General features: G+C 67.7%; 14 protein-coding genes. 12 read left to right on the top strand and 2 right to left on the bottom strand.

The genetic code is table 11. The features are described 5' to 3' along the window. Nucleotides 1-21 precede the first annotated feature (21 nt). The 10 genes from IG98_RS0105770 to IG98_RS0105725 all read left to right on the top strand — a co-directional run bounded on the left by IG98_RS0105770 (nucleotide 22) and on the right by IG98_RS0105725 (nucleotide 7,794). Nucleotides 22-237 (top strand): AtpZ/AtpI family protein, encoded by a 216-nt coding sequence (locus tag IG98_RS0105770; protein WP_030906568.1) that lies wholly within the window; start codon nucleotides 22-24, stop codon nucleotides 235-237. A 67-nt stretch (nucleotides 238-304) separates the two neighbouring features. Continuing rightward, nucleotides 305-1,096: a F0F1 ATP synthase subunit A gene (gene atpB, locus IG98_RS0105765; protein ID WP_030906565.1), complete on the top strand. Its 792-nt coding sequence runs from the start codon at nucleotides 305-307 to the stop codon at nucleotides 1,094-1,096. A gap of 78 nt (nucleotides 1,097-1,174) precedes the next feature. After that, on the top strand, nucleotides 1,175-1,402 hold the full coding sequence (atpE, locus tag IG98_RS0105760; protein WP_030906562.1) for an ATP synthase F0 subunit C: 228 nt from the start codon (nucleotides 1,175-1,177) through the stop codon (nucleotides 1,400-1,402). Nucleotides 1,403-1,435: 33 nt separating this feature from the next. After that, nucleotides 1,436-1,984, top strand: a complete 549-nt coding sequence (locus tag IG98_RS0105755) for a F0F1 ATP synthase subunit B (protein ID WP_030906560.1) — start codon at nucleotides 1,436-1,438, stop codon at nucleotides 1,982-1,984. Between the two features lie 46 nt (nucleotides 1,985-2,030). After that, the gene (locus tag IG98_RS0105750) at nucleotides 2,031-2,840 is read left to right on the top strand and encodes a F0F1 ATP synthase subunit delta (protein WP_030906558.1); all 810 of its coding nucleotides are present in this window, start codon (nucleotides 2,031-2,033) and stop codon (nucleotides 2,838-2,840) included. 23 nt (nucleotides 2,841-2,863) lie between these two features. Next, nucleotides 2,864-4,513, top strand: a complete 1,650-nt coding sequence (atpA, locus tag IG98_RS0105745; protein WP_030906555.1) for a F0F1 ATP synthase subunit alpha — start codon at nucleotides 2,864-2,866, stop codon at nucleotides 4,511-4,513. A 3-nt stretch (nucleotides 4,514-4,516) separates the two neighbouring features. After that, nucleotides 4,517-5,419: a F0F1 ATP synthase subunit gamma gene (locus tag IG98_RS0105740; protein WP_030906552.1), complete on the top strand. Its 903-nt coding sequence runs from the start codon at nucleotides 4,517-4,519 to the stop codon at nucleotides 5,417-5,419. 1 nt (nucleotide 5,420) lies between these two features. After that, on the top strand, nucleotides 5,421-6,848 hold the full coding sequence (atpD, locus tag IG98_RS0105735; protein ID WP_030906549.1) for a F0F1 ATP synthase subunit beta: 1,428 nt from the start codon (nucleotides 5,421-5,423) through the stop codon (nucleotides 6,846-6,848). 68 nt (nucleotides 6,849-6,916) lie between these two features. After that, nucleotides 6,917-7,336: a F0F1 ATP synthase subunit epsilon gene (locus IG98_RS0105730; RefSeq protein WP_030906546.1), complete on the top strand. Its 420-nt coding sequence runs from the start codon at nucleotides 6,917-6,919 to the stop codon at nucleotides 7,334-7,336. A gap of 44 nt (nucleotides 7,337-7,380) precedes the next feature. Then, complete coding sequence (locus IG98_RS0105725) at nucleotides 7,381-7,794, top strand: DUF2550 domain-containing protein (protein WP_245651408.1); 414 nt, start codon at nucleotides 7,381-7,383, stop codon at nucleotides 7,792-7,794. Between the two features lie 18 nt (nucleotides 7,795-7,812). On the opposite strand, the gene IG98_RS0105720 is transcribed toward IG98_RS0105725, so the two are convergent. Then, nucleotides 7,813-8,403, bottom strand: coding sequence for a cob(I)yrinic acid a,c-diamide adenosyltransferase (locus IG98_RS0105720; RefSeq protein WP_030906539.1), 591 nt, complete (start codon nucleotides 8,401-8,403; stop codon nucleotides 7,813-7,815). A 66-nt stretch (nucleotides 8,404-8,469) separates the two neighbouring features. On the opposite strand from IG98_RS0105720, the gene IG98_RS0105715 reads away from it, so the two are divergent. Continuing rightward, nucleotides 8,470-11,622, top strand: coding sequence for a S41 family peptidase (locus tag IG98_RS0105715; RefSeq protein WP_030906536.1), 3,153 nt, complete (start codon nucleotides 8,470-8,472; stop codon nucleotides 11,620-11,622). A 257-nt stretch (nucleotides 11,623-11,879) separates the two neighbouring features. Beyond that, nucleotides 11,880-12,197, top strand: coding sequence for an STAS domain-containing protein (locus tag IG98_RS0105710; RefSeq protein WP_030906533.1), 318 nt, complete (start codon nucleotides 11,880-11,882; stop codon nucleotides 12,195-12,197). A gap of 113 nt (nucleotides 12,198-12,310) precedes the next feature. Here IG98_RS0105710 and IG98_RS0105705 read toward each other — a convergent pair whose 3' ends face one another. Then, nucleotides 12,311-12,916 carry a TetR/AcrR family transcriptional regulator gene (locus tag IG98_RS0105705; protein ID WP_030906530.1) on the bottom strand — a complete coding sequence of 202 codons (606 nt, stop codon included), beginning with the start codon at nucleotides 12,914-12,916 and terminating at the stop codon, nucleotides 12,311-12,313. Nucleotides 12,917-13,027 lie beyond the last annotated feature (111 nt).

Here is a 13,027-nt window from a genome sequence, read left to right as displayed (position 1 = left end):
ACTGCTATCGTCATGCCCGCGATGAGCGAAAAGAAAATCCGGCCCGAAGACGACGGCCGCGACTTCGCCAACGCCGCCTGGTCGATCCCCAGCTATCTCCTCTCTGGGATGATCCTGTACGGCGGTGCGGGCTGGTTGCTGTCCGAGTGGACTGGCGTGGTCGCCTTCACCCCGATCGGATTGATCCTCGGGGTCGCTCTATCCGTCTACCTGGTCTACCGGAAGTACGGTCGCTAGCCTTCGGCGGCGGTCGCTTCGCTGACGAAGCAATTTCGATCAACTACCACGCTGAAGGGAACGCCGCGTGAGCACGCTGACGCTCCTCGCTCCCGGGGACGAGTTCAAGCCTCCGGGACTCGAACTCTTCGACGCCGCCCCGATCATCTCGGGCGTCGCCTGGTTCACGAAGCCAGTGCTGCTGGCCCTGTTGAGCTCGGTCATCGTCATCGGCTTCTGCTGGTCGGCCTTCGGCAACCCGAAGCTGGTGCCGCGAGGCGTGCAGAACGTCGGTGAGATGGGCTACATGTTCGTCCGTGACCAGGTCGCCCGGCCGTTCCTCGGCAAGGACGCCGACCGGTGGATGGGCCTGCTGCTCAGCATGTTCTTCCTGGTCTGGGTCTGGAACCTGATGGGCGTCATCCCGGTGCTGCAGTTCCCGGTCGCCTCGCACATCGCCTTCCCGATCGTGCTCGCCCTCAGTGTCTACGTCCTGAAGATCTACCTGGGTGTCAAGCACCAGGGTGTGATCGGCTACTTCAAGAACATGATGTTCCCCCCGGGGCTGCCCAAGCCGATCTACGTGCTGCTGGCCCCGATCGAGCTCCTCTCCAACATGATCATCGCGCCTTTCACGCACGCGGTGCGACTGTTCGCCAACATGTTCGCCGGCCACATCATCCTGGCCTTCTTCAGCCTCGTCGGCTTCTGGTTCCTCTTCGAGAAGCTCACCCCGCTGGGCGCCCCGCTCGGCGTGGTCGGCGTGGTCATGACGATCGCGATGACGGGCTTCGAGATGTTCATCCAGTTCCTGCAGGCGTTCCTCTTCGCGATGCTCGCCGCGATGTACATCGGCAACTCGCTCCACGCCGACCACTAGACGCACAGACCTCCCTCGAATATCCAGACCGGTGAGCCTTCACCGGCCGACCTGTAAAGGAAACACAACACCATGGCAATGGGAATCCTCGCTGAGGTCACCGGCTCCCTCGGTTCCATCGGTTACGGCCTCGCCGCGATCGGCCCCGGCATCGGCGTCGGCATCATCTTCGGTCAGGGTGTGCAGGCCATCGCCCGCCAGCCCGAGGCCTACGGCCTGATCCGCCAGAACATGCTGCTCGGCTTCGTTCTCACCGAGGCGCTGGCCCTCATCGGTCTGGTCGCGCCGTTCATGTTCGGTCAGTAAGACGCAGAAAACCTCTGACGGAAGGCTGCACAAATGATTCAGGCAGCTTCGCTCCTGGCAGCGGAGGAGGGGGCTAACCCCCTCATCCCGCACACCTACGAGCTTGTCGTCGGCGGCTTCGCCTTCTTCTTCGTCCTCTTCGTCGTCGGTAAGATCCTCACCCCGCGCATCCAGAAGACCCTGGTCGAGCGGACCGACGCGATCGAGGGCGGCATCAAGCGAGCCGAGGACGCGCAGGCCGAGGCCCAGGCGCTGCTCAAGCAGTACAAGGACCAGCTCTCCGAAGCCCGTCACGAAGCCTCGCGGCTGCGTGAGGACGCTCGTGAGCAGGGTGCGCAGATCAAGGTGGAGCTCCGCGAGGAGGCACAGGCCGAGGCCCGCCGCCTGGTCGAGGCCGCGCACCTGCAGATCGAGGCCGATCGCCAGCAGGCGTTCGCCCAGCTCCGCACGGAGCTCGGCCGCCTGTCGATCGAGCTGGCCGGCCGTATCGTCGGCGAGTCCCTGGAGGACGAGGCGCGCCAGCGTCGTACCGTCGACAGGTTCCTTGAGGAGCTCGAGTCGAGCAACGCGGCGGTCCGCTGATGACACGGCGAACCAGGCGTGACGCGCGAGTGTCGGTGAGCGGCTGATGAGGGGCCTGAGCAGGGCCTCGCTGGCCGAGGTCGAAGAGCGTTTCAACGCCGTCGCGGGAAGCGCGGACCTCGGCACGCTGGCCGACGAGCTTTTCTCGGTCGCCGCCCTGTTCGACCGCGAACACGGGCTCCGCCGCAACCTTTCCGACCCCGCCCGTCCCGCGGCCCAGAAGGCGCAGATCGTCCGGGTGCTGTTGGAAGGCAAGATCAGCGACGCCGCGCTGGAGACGGTCGTCGCGGCCGTGTCCGCGCGGTGGGCCCGCTCCGGCGACCTGGCCGACTCCCTTGAGCGTCTGGGTGTCATCGCGGCCTCCGCGGAGGCCGAGGCGCAGGGCAGACTCGACGACGTCGAGGACGAGCTGTTCAGGTTCGGGCGCATCGTCGCCTCGAACCTGGAACTGCACCGGACCCTGACCTCCACGGCGGCACCGGAGCAGGCCAAGCGGGAGCTGCTGGGCTCCCTGCTCGCCGACAAGGTCGCCCCCACCACTCTCCGCCTGGTCACGCAGCTCGTGGTACACCCACGAGGACGTAGCCTGGACAGTGGGCTTGAGGAGTTCGGAAAGCTGGTCGCCGCCCAGCGGCAGCGCCTCGTCGCGGTGGTGCGCAGCGCCATCGTGCTCTCAGAGGAGCAGAAGCAGCGTCTCGCCACGTGGCTGCGCACCTCGTACGGCCGCGACGTTCATCTGAACGTCGAGGTGGATCCGCGGGTGCTGGGAGGGTTCTCGGTGCACATCGGGGACGATCTCATCGACACCACCATCGCGGGACGAATCGAAGAAGTCCGCCGCCGGTTGGCCGGCTAGGCGAATAGGGAGACTGAAGAGAGATGGCGGAGCTTACGATCCGGCCGGACGAGATCCGGGACGCACTTGAGCGCTTCGTCCAGGCGTACGAGCCGGAAGGCGCCGCGCGTGAGGAGATCGGGACCGTCGTCGACTGCGGCGACGGTATCGCCCATGTCTCCGGCCTTCCCTCGGCGATGGCGAACGAGCTGCTTGAGTTCGAGGACGGCACGCGTGGCCTGGCACTGAACCTGGACGTCCGGGAGATCGGTGTCGTTGTTCTGGGCGACTTCAGCAAGATCGAGGAGGGCCAGTCGGTCCGCCGGACGGGCGAGGTCCTGTCCGTGCCGGTCGGCGACGGCTTCCTCGGCCGAGTGGTCGACCCGCTGGGCATCCCGCTGGACGGCAAGGGTGCCATCGAGTCCGAGGGTGTTCGTCCCCTTGAGGTTCAGGCGCCTTCCGTCGTGCAGCGCCAGCCGGTTAAGGAGCCCCTCGCCACCGGCATCAAGGCGATCGACGCGATGACCGCGATCGGCCGTGGCCAGCGTCAGCTGATCATCGGTGACCGCGGCACCGGCAAGACCGCGATCGCCGTGGACACCATCCTGAACCAGCGGGAGAACTGGCTCTCCGGCGACCCGGAGAAGCAGGTCCGCTGCGTCTACGTCGCGGTCGGCCAGAAGGGCTCCACGATCGCCCAGGTCAAGGCTCGCCTTGAGGAGGCGGGCGCGCTGGAGTACACCACCATCGTCGCCTCTCCGGCGTCCGACCCGGCCGGTTACAAGTACCTCGCCCCCTACACCGGTTCGGCCATCGGTCAGCACTGGATGTACCAGGGCAAGCACGTTCTCATCGTCTTCGACGACCTGACCAAGCAGGCCGACGCCTACCGCGCGGTCTCCCTGCTGCTCCGTCGTCCGCCGGGCCGTGAGGCCTACCCCGGTGACGTCTTCTACCTGCACTCCCGCCTCCTGGAGCGCTGCGCGAAGCTGTCGAAGGAGATGGGTTCCGGCTCGATGACCGGTCTGCCGATCATCGAGACGAAGGGCAACGACGTCTCGGCGTTCATCCCGACCAACGTCATCTCCATCACCGACGGCCAGGTCTTCCTGGAGACGGACCTGTTCAACGCCGGTGTCCGCCCCGCCATCAACGTCGGTGTCTCGGTCTCCCGAGTCGGCGGCTCGGCCCAGACCAAGGCGATGAAGTCGGTCGCCGGCACGCTGCGCCTGTCGCTCTCCCAGTACCGTGACCTGGAGGCCTTCGCCTCCTTCGCCTCCGACCTGGACGCGGCGTCCAAGGCTCAGCTGGAGCGCGGTCAGCGCCTGGTCGAGCTGCTCAAGCAGCCGCAGTACAGTCCCTTCCCGGTCGAGCACGAGGTCGTCTCCATCTGGGCCGGCACCACCGGTGAGCTCGACGAGGTCCCGGTCGAGGACATCCGCCGTTTCGAGGCGGACTTCCTGGACTACATCGGCCGGGAGAAGAAGGGCATCTTCGACAGCATCCGCGAGACCAAGGCCCTGTCCGAGGACACGGTCACCGCTCTCAAGGACGTCGTCACCGCGTTCAAGAAGACCTTCGAGACCTCCGCGGGCGAGCTGCTGGTCAACGAGGAGCCGGTCGAGGCACTCGGCGCCGAAGCGGTCGGCCAGGAAAAGATCACCAAGCGCGTCCGCACGGCTGAGAAGAAGTAGCCGATGGGTGCCCAGCTAAGACTGCTGCGGCGGCGGATCAAGTCGGTCAAGTCAACGGCGAAGATCACGCGCGCCCAGGAGCTCATCGCATCGTCGCGCATCGTGAAGGCGCAGCTGCGGATGCAGGCGGCGGTGCCGTACGAGCGCGAGATCACTCGCGCCGTGACGGGCGTCGTCAGCAACACCGCCAGCGTCGACCACCCGCTGACCGTGGAGAAGGAGCGGCCCGCCAGGGCCGCCGTGCTCATCGTCACCAGCGACAGCGGCTTCTGCGGCGGCTTCAACGCGAACGTTCTGCGTGAGGCCGAGGCCCTCGTCGGTCTGCTGAAGGGCAAGGGCATCGAGCCCGTGCCCTTCGTGACCGGACGCAAGGGCGTCGCCTGGCACAGCTTCCGTGGCCGCGAGATGGGCGGGCAGTGGACGGGGTTCTCCCGTAAGCCCGCCTACTCGGACGCCAAGGAGATCGCCGGTGTGCTGATCGACTCGTTCTCGGCCGAGGACGGGGTGGACGAGATCCACATCGTCTCGACCCAGTTCGTCTCGATGCTGACGCAGGAAGTCGTGATCAAGCGAATCCTGCCGTTGGAGGTCGAGGAGACCGACGAGCGGGCGGACAGTACGCCACTGCCGTACTTCGAGTTCGAGCCCAGCGCGGCCGATGTTCTCGACACGCTGCTGCCGCGCTATGTGGAGTCGCGCATCTTCAGCGCGCTGCTCCAGTCGGCGGCCTCGGAAGAGGCGTCACGTCGCCGGGCGATGAAGTCGGCGACCGACAACGCCAACGAGCTCATCCGAACGTTCACCCAGCAGATGAACCAAGCTCGCCAGGCCGAGATCACCCAGGAAATCAGCGAGATCGTCGGTGGCGCGAGCGCGCTGGCTGACGCCGCAGCGGGGAAAGAGTGAAATGACTGCACAGACTGTTGAGACCGGCGTGGGCCGCGTCGCGCGGGTCACCGGTCCCGTCGTCGACGTGGAGTTCCCCGTCGAGGCGATGCCCGAGATCTACAACGCGCTCACCATCGAGGTCACCCTCGGCGGGGAGACCAAGCTGCTGACCCTGGAGGTCGCCCAGCACCTGGGTGACAACCTGGTCCGGGCCATCTCCATGCAGCCCACCGACGGGGTGACCCGTGGTGCGGCGGTGGCCGACACCGGCGCGGCCATCTCCGTGCCGGTCGGCGACGTCGTCAAGGGCCACGTGTGGAACACGCTCGGTGAGGCGCTGGACGTGCCCACCGCGTCGCTCAAGATCGAGGAGCGCTGGGGCATCCACCGTCCCTCGCCCGCGTTCGACACCCTTGAGTCGCGCACCGAGATGCTGACCACCGGCATCAAGGTCATCGACCTGCTCACCCCGTACGTGCAGGGTGGCAAGATCGGCCTGTTCGGCGGCGCGGGCGTGGGCAAGACCGTGCTGATCCAGGAGATGATCCGCCGGGTCGCCCGCAACTTCGGTGGCACCTCGGTGTTCGCCGGCGTCGGCGAGCGCACCCGTGAGGGCAACGACCTCTGGCTGGAGATGGAGGAGGCGAACGTCCTCAAGGACACCGCCCTCGTCTTCGGCCAGATGGACGAGCCCCCGGGCACCCGTCTGCGCGTCGCGCTCTCCGCCCTGACCATGGCGGAGTACTTCCGTGACGTCCAGAAGCAGGACGTGCTGCTCTTCATCGACAACATCTTCCGGTTCACCCAGGCCGGTTCCGAGGTGTCCACCCTGCTCGGCCGTATGCCGTCCGCGGTGGGTTACCAGCCGACCCTGGCCGACGAGATGGGTGTTCTGCAGGAGCGCATCACCTCGACCCGCGGTCACTCGATCACCTCCATGCAGGCGATCTACGTCCCCGCGGACGACATCACCGACCCGGCCCCGCACAACGCGTTCGCGCACCTCGACGCGCAGACCGTGCTTTCGCGGCCGATCTCGGAGAAGGGCATCTACCCCGCGGTGGACCCGCTCGACTCCACCTCGCGGATCCTCGACCCGCTGATCGTGGGCGAGGAGCACTACCGCGTGGCTCAGGAGACCAAGCGGATCCTGCAGAAGTACAAGGAACTGCAGGACATCATCGCGATCCTCGGTATCGACGAGCTCTCCGAAGAGGACAAGGTCACCGTCAACCGGGCCCGTCGTATCGAGCGCTTCCTGTCCCACCCGATGTACGCCGCCGAGGCGTTCACCGGTCAGCCCGGCGAGAACGTGCCGCTGGACGAGACCATCGCCTCGTTCAAGGGCCTGTGCGCCGGCGACTACGACCACCTGCCCGAGCAGGCGTTCTTCATGGTCGGTGGCATCGACCAGGCCGTGGCCAAGGCCAAGGAACTCGCCCGCTAGTCGCCTTCGGTGCCGGTACGGTCACGCGGTCGTACCGGCACCTGGTTCGATAAGGAACTGGAGAGAAAGTGGCGAAGCTGCGAGTAGGCGTCGTCTCCCCGGAGCGGGAGATCTGGTCCGGCGAGGCCGACATGGTGATTGCCAAGACCGTCGACGGCGAGATCGGTATCATGCCTAAACACGCACCCGTGCTCGGCGTTCTCGTCGAGGGCGGGCTGCTGAAGATCAAGCGAGGTGACGGCGAAGCCGATCTCGTCGCCGCCGTCCACGGAGGGTTCCTCTCGGTGGCCGACGACGAGGTGTCGATCCTGGCCGAGATCGCCGAGCTTGGTTCCGAGATCGACATCGCCCGGGCCAGGAGCGCGCTGGAGCGGGCTCAGGCCTCGGTCGAGTCCGGTCAGGAAGGCGCGGACGCGGCCGTGGAGGCCGCCGCCGAGGCCAAGCGTGCCAGGGCCCGGCTGCGCGCGGCCGGAGAAGAAGTCGGATAAATTCGGCTTCTCAGCGGTAAGGGTTTGTTGGGGGGCGGGCAGACATGATGGTGCTGGACGTACTCATCGTGGTGGGGCTGCTCGTCGCCCTCCTGGCCCTCCGGGCGCTCGTCCTGACCCGCTTCCGGGGATCGGTGCTGTGTTGTCTGCGCCTTCTGCCAGGGAAGCGAGGCTGGCGAGTCGGGGTGGCCCGCTATGCCGACGGCCACCTCAACTGGATCCCGCTCCTAGGACTGCTTCTAAGGCCGCGCCACGTTATCGTGAGGCGCGGCCTTGTCGTTTCCAGCCGTCGCAGGGTCGGGCCCGGTGAGTTCTTCGGCTTCATCGAGGGCGTGACGGCGCTGGAGTGCCGCAACGGGCAGCGCACCTTCGAACTCGCCATGGGATACCGGGCGCTGACCGGTTTCGTCGCCTGGCTGGAGTCGGCCCCGCCCAGCGCCCACCTCGACGTAGCCTGATCTTTCAGGCGGGTCGGCTCAGCGGGTGCCGCCGGGCTTCCAGAGGATCTCGTCGCCGGCGGCGGCCACCCGGCAGAGGATGAACATCAGGTCGCTCAGCCGGTTGAGGTACTTCGCGGTCAGCGGGTTGACGTCGTCGTGGGCCTCCAGCGCCGACCAGACGGTCCGCTCGGCCCGCCGGACCACGGTCCTGGCGACGTGCAGCCAGGACACGGCCGGGGTGCCGCCAGGCAGGATGAAGCTGCGCAGCGGCTTGAGGCGCTCGTTGAACTCGTCACAGCGCGCCTCAAGCCATTCGATGTAGGAGGGCTCGACTCGCAGCGGCGGGAACTCGGGGTTCTCCGTGACCGGGGTGCAGAGGTCGGCTCCGACGTCGAACAGCTCGTTCTGGATCCGGGTGAGGACGGCGGTGACGTCCGCCTCCAGGGAACCCGTGGCCAGTGCCACCCCGATCGCCGCGTTGGCCTCCTCGACGTCCGCGTAGGCGGCCAGGCGAGGGTCGGTCTTGCGGGTACGGCTCATGTCGCCGAGCGCGGTCGTGCCGTCGTCTCCGGTACGGGTGTAGATCTTGGAGAGCACTACCGGGTTGTCTCTGTCAGCTCGCGTCATGCCGTCCAGCCTATCGGGGGCAAAATTGCCCCTGATTCACCTGATAGTCGACAATATGATTTGTTAATGGTTTCTGGTTTCTACCTGCGATTCCCACACCTCTCCCACGAGACACTGACGTTCGTCGCGGACGACGACGTCTGGGTGGCTCCGGCGGATGGCGGCCGGGCGTGGCGCCTCTCCGCGGACCGGGCTCCCGCGAGCCACCCCCACCTCTCACCTGACGGCACCAAGGTCGCCTGGACCAGCGTTCGCGACGGCGCCCCCGAGATCTACCTGGCGGATCTGGACTCCGGATCCGCCGAGCGGCTGACCTACTGGGGGAGCGCGCGGACCCGCGCGCGCGGCTGGACACCGGAGGGAGAGGTCCTCGCGATCAGCGCGACCGGCCAGCCGTTCCTCTGGCAGACCTGGGCCTACGCGCTTGGCGACGGAGTCGAGCGGCTGCCGTACGGTCCGGTCAACGACCTCTCGGTCACGGAAGACGCGGTGGCACTTCTCACCGGGGCGCTCTTCCGCGATCCGGCGGCCTGGAAACGCTACCGGGGCGGTACGGCGGGCCGGCTGTGGGTGCGGCGGGGAGAGGGGGACTTCACTCGGATCCTGACCGATCTGAACAGCCAGCTGGCCGATCCGATGCTCATCGGGGGACGGCTCGCCTTCCTCTCCGACCACGAGGGCATCGGTAACCTCTACTCCTGTGAGCTGGACGGCACCGGCCTGCGCCGGCACACCGACCACGAGGCCTTCTACGCCAGGAACGCCACCACCGACGGAAGGCGGATCGTCTACCAGAACGCCGGTGACCTCTACCTCCTGGACGACCTTGACGCCGAGGCCCGCAAGCTCGACGTCACGCTCGGCTCCCCGCTGCGGGGGCGGCAGCCCTACCAGGTCAACGCGGGCAGGAGGCTGCACGACCTGGCCGTGGACGCCACCGGGCGGGCCAGCGTGGTGGAGGTCGCCGGGACGGTGCACTGGGTGACCCATCGGGACGGCCCGGCACGGCAGCTCAGCACCGGCCTGTCGGCGGGGCGGCCCCGCCTTCTCGGTGACGACCGGGTGGTGTGGGTCTTCGACGACGGCGAGACCCAGGGACTGGAGATCGTCCCCGCAGGGGGTGGAGAGAGTCGCAGGATCGCCGCGGGCAAGCTGGGCGAGGTCGGGAACCTGGCCGTCGCACCCGACGGGAACGTGATCGCGGTGAGCGCCAGGGACGGGCGGCTGCTCCTGGTGGACGTGGCCTCCGGCGAGGTGGTGGAGCTGGCGAGGGCCCACGGTGAGATCCAGGGTCTCGCCTGGTCGCCGGACTCGGGCTGGCTGGCCTGGTCACACCCGGACAGCGAGCATCTGCGCAGGATCAGGCTGGCCAGGGTGGCCGACCGGGTGGTGACCGATGTCACCGATGGCAGGTTCGCCGACATCTCGCCCGCGTTCGCCGGGGACCACCTGGCGTTCCTGTCGCGTCGTGGCTTCGACCCGATCTATGACGCGCACTCCTTCGACATGTCCTTCCCGCTCGGTTACCGGCCCTATCTGGTGCCGCTGGCCGCCTCCACGCCGTCCCCGTTCGCGCCCAGCTCCGCGGGGCGGCCCGTCGCCGACTCCGGCGACGACGACAAGCGGGACGAGGCCGCGATCACCGTGGACCTGGACGGCATCTCCACCAGGATCGTGCGGGTGCCGGTCCCCGAGGGACGGTATTCGAACCTGCGGGCGGTCAAGGGCGGGTTCGTCTGGCTGCGCGAGCCGCTGGCGGGGGAACTCGGTGAGGACAGGGACGAGGTGGGGAGTGAGGCGCCCCGGGCGGCACTGGACCGTTACGACCTGGACAAGCGCAAGTGGGAGGAGGTGGTCGACAAGCTCGACTGGTACCGGGTGAGCGGTGACGGCACGCAGCTCGTCGTCAGCGACAAGGGCACGCTCACGGTCCGGCCGGCCGGTGGCAAGCCGGGCGCCAAGAACGGCGACGAGACGACCATCGACCTGTCCAGGATTCGGATCACCGGAGATCCCCAGGCCCTGCGCCGGCACGCCTACGCCCAGGCGGGCCGCCGGATGCGCGCCGACTTCTGGGTCGAGGACATGGCCGACGTCGATTGGGAGGCCGTGCTGGAGGAGTACCGGCCGCTGGTGGACCGCGTCGCCACCGCCGACGACTTCGCCGACCTGCTCTGGGAGGTCGTGGGGGAGCTGGGCAGCTCGCACGCCTATGTCGACGCGGCGGCCTGGGGTTACCCGGCCTCGGAGCCGGTCGGCCTGCTCGGTGCCGATCTCTCCAGGGGGGCCGATGGCCGCTGGCAGGTGGACGCGGTGCTGCCCGCCGAGTCCTCCGACGTGCACGCCCGCTCGCCGCTGGCCGGGCCCGGGGCGGCGGTCAAGGAGGGAGAGGCACTGCTCGCGGTCGACGGCCGCCCGGTGCCACCGGAAGGGCCGGCCCGGCTGCTGGTCGGCGCCGCGGACAAGCCGGTCGAGCTGACCCTGGGTGGTGGCCGGAGGGTGGTCGTCACGCCGCTCGGCGACGACAGGCGCCTGCGTTACCAGCACTGGGTGTCCGGGCGCCGGGCGCGGGTCAGGGAGCTCGGCGGCGGCCGCCTCGGCTACCTGCACATCCCGGACATGGTCGCCGAGGGCTGGGCGCAGTTCCACCGCGACCTGCGCAGGGAGATGACCTTCGAGGGGCTGGTGGTGGACGTACGGGGCAATCGAGGCGGCCACACCTCCGAGCTGGTCATCGAGAGGCTGATCCGCCGGGTCATCGGCTGGGACCTGCCCAGGGGCATGAAGCCGATCACCTACCCCGAGGACGCGCCGCGCGGCCCGCTGGTCGCGATCACCAACCAGAGCGCCGGATCCGACGGCGACATCGTCACCGCGGCCTTCAAGATCTACAAGCTCGGGCCGGTGGTGGGCACCCGTACCTGGGGTGGCGTCATCGGCATCGAGGGCAGCCACCGGCTGGTCGACGGGTCGCACATCACCGTGCCCAGGTACTCCTTCTGGTTCGAGAAGCTCGGCTGGGGTGTGGAGAACTACGGCGTCGATCCGGACGTCGAGATCGACATCAGCCCTGACGACTGGGCGGCGGGCAGGGATCCGCAGATCGAGGAGGCGGTACGGCTCGTGCTGGCCGCACTGGACGAGCGCCCGGCGGCGACCCCGCCCGACGCCTCCACCCGGCCGTCCCGTCGCCGCCCCGCGCTGCCGCCCCGCCCATAGGTGACAGGCGTGACCAACCGGATCATCGCCATCCGGTTGGTCCAGCGAAAAGGTTGGCTTTGGTCCGAGTTTTATCCGTTGATTCGGGCAAGGGGTTCTCATGTGGGTAAGAAGAGTGAATTCGGAAGCGGGAGAAGTTCGCGGCTTCTTACACGCTGTGCCATCATATGGATGCGGTGCGTGATCGACTGGCTGCGGTGACGCACCGCCGTTGTGCCTGGCCACGTCTCCTTCGTGGCCAGGTGTGAGGAGGAGGCATGCGCGTCCCTGGTAACCCCCAGGCCCAGGTGGTCGGCATCGGGAACCGTCTCGACGCGGGAACCGTCACCGGAGTGCGCCCGCGGCTGCACGAGGCGGTCGACTCCGGGCATGGCGACCTGATCGTAGATCTTTCCGGGCTGGAGATGATCGACGCCACCGGGCTGGGGGTGTTGGTGGGCACGCATCGCCGCGCTGTGGGCGCGGAACGCCGCCTCATTCTCCGGGGGGTGCCACCGAGGATCATGCGGGTGCTGGCGGTGACCCGGCTCAACCGGGTCCTCACCGTCGAACACCCCATAGCCGCGGTGGCCTGACCGGTCGCCCGCCGGAGTTCGGGACACCGGCGGCACCGGAACATCTCGAAGGGCGGGCCGGCTGAGGCCCGTCCTCGTCTCCGCCTCGTCGAGGTCGTGCCGAGGTGGTTCGGTTACCCGGTGAAAGACCGGTAGAAAATGTGAACGGCGGTGTTGATCATGCTCTCGGTCGAGGGCGGGTCGTCGGCCAGCACCCACTCGATGAGCAGCTCCTGGATCGCTCCGATCATGCCCAGCGCGAGCAGGTGCCGGTTGGCCTTGACCGCCTCCGGCAGATCCGCGACGTTCAGCTTGATCATGTCGGTGAAGGCCGTGACGGCCAGCTGTCGTGAGCTGACGAGGCAGTCACCCGCTCTGCGCACCTCCAGATGCATGATCCGGGCACGGCGCCTGTCTTCGGTGACGAAATTGATGTATCCGGAGATTCCCGCCTCGACCCGGGTGGCCAGGGTGTCGGGGGCCTGCTCTATGGACTTCGCCACCGATTGCAGTGTCTCGTGCACGCATCGGTCGTGCACGGCCCGCATCAACTCGTTGCGCCCGGAGAAGCATTCGTAGAAGGCGCGGTTGGAGATGCGTGCCGCGGCGCACAACCTCTCGATCGTGGTCTCGGGGAACCCTGGATCCGAGTAGAGGGTGTACGCCGCGGAGATCAGACGTTCCCGGCGTTCCGCCAGTCGCTCCTCCGCTGACATTCCCCGATATGACCGTCCGTTCATGTCAAGCCCCTGAACGTCGGTATAGGGTTGACAAATAATCGCTTTATCACTTCCACCTCATGGCTCGGGCCCCCAGAATCAACCATTATGGGTGCAAGATCCTTTTTGTGG

This window comes from Streptosporangium amethystogenes (assembly GCF_000721075.1).
GTDB lineage: Bacteria > Actinomycetota > Actinomycetes > Streptosporangiales > Streptosporangiaceae > Streptosporangium > Streptosporangium amethystogenes.
Note: the sequence above shows the minus strand (reverse complement) of the source record. Positions and strands in the feature narration are given on the sequence as shown.

Excerpts from the sequence above, each read along its gene's own strand:
- IG98_RS0105770 (WP_030906568.1), top strand. The coding sequence starts at position 22 with ATGAGCGAAAAGAAAATCCGGCCCGAAGACGACGGCCGCGACTTCGCC.
- atpE (WP_030906562.1), top strand. The coding sequence starts at position 1,175 with ATGGGAATCCTCGCTGAGGTCACCGGCTCCCTCGGTTCCATCGGTTAC.
- IG98_RS0105755 (WP_030906560.1), top strand. The coding sequence starts at position 1,436 with ATGATTCAGGCAGCTTCGCTCCTGGCAGCGGAGGAGGGGGCTAACCCC.
- IG98_RS0105750 (WP_030906558.1), top strand. The coding sequence starts at position 2,031 with ATGAGGGGCCTGAGCAGGGCCTCGCTGGCCGAGGTCGAAGAGCGTTTC.
- atpA (WP_030906555.1), top strand. The coding sequence starts at position 2,864 with ATGGCGGAGCTTACGATCCGGCCGGACGAGATCCGGGACGCACTTGAG.
- IG98_RS0105740 (WP_030906552.1), top strand. The coding sequence starts at position 4,517 with ATGGGTGCCCAGCTAAGACTGCTGCGGCGGCGGATCAAGTCGGTCAAG.
- atpD (WP_030906549.1), top strand. The coding sequence starts at position 5,421 with ATGACTGCACAGACTGTTGAGACCGGCGTGGGCCGCGTCGCGCGGGTC.
- IG98_RS0105725 (WP_245651408.1), top strand. The coding sequence starts at position 7,381 with ATGATGGTGCTGGACGTACTCATCGTGGTGGGGCTGCTCGTCGCCCTC.
- IG98_RS0105720 (WP_030906539.1), bottom strand. The coding sequence starts at position 8,403 with ATGACGCGAGCTGACAGAGACAACCCGGTAGTGCTCTCCAAGATCTAC.
- IG98_RS0105715 (WP_030906536.1), top strand. The coding sequence starts at position 8,470 with ATGGTTTCTGGTTTCTACCTGCGATTCCCACACCTCTCCCACGAGACA.
- IG98_RS0105710 (WP_030906533.1), top strand. The coding sequence starts at position 11,880 with ATGCGCGTCCCTGGTAACCCCCAGGCCCAGGTGGTCGGCATCGGGAAC.
- IG98_RS0105705 (WP_030906530.1), bottom strand. The coding sequence starts at position 12,916 with ATGAACGGACGGTCATATCGGGGAATGTCAGCGGAGGAGCGACTGGCG.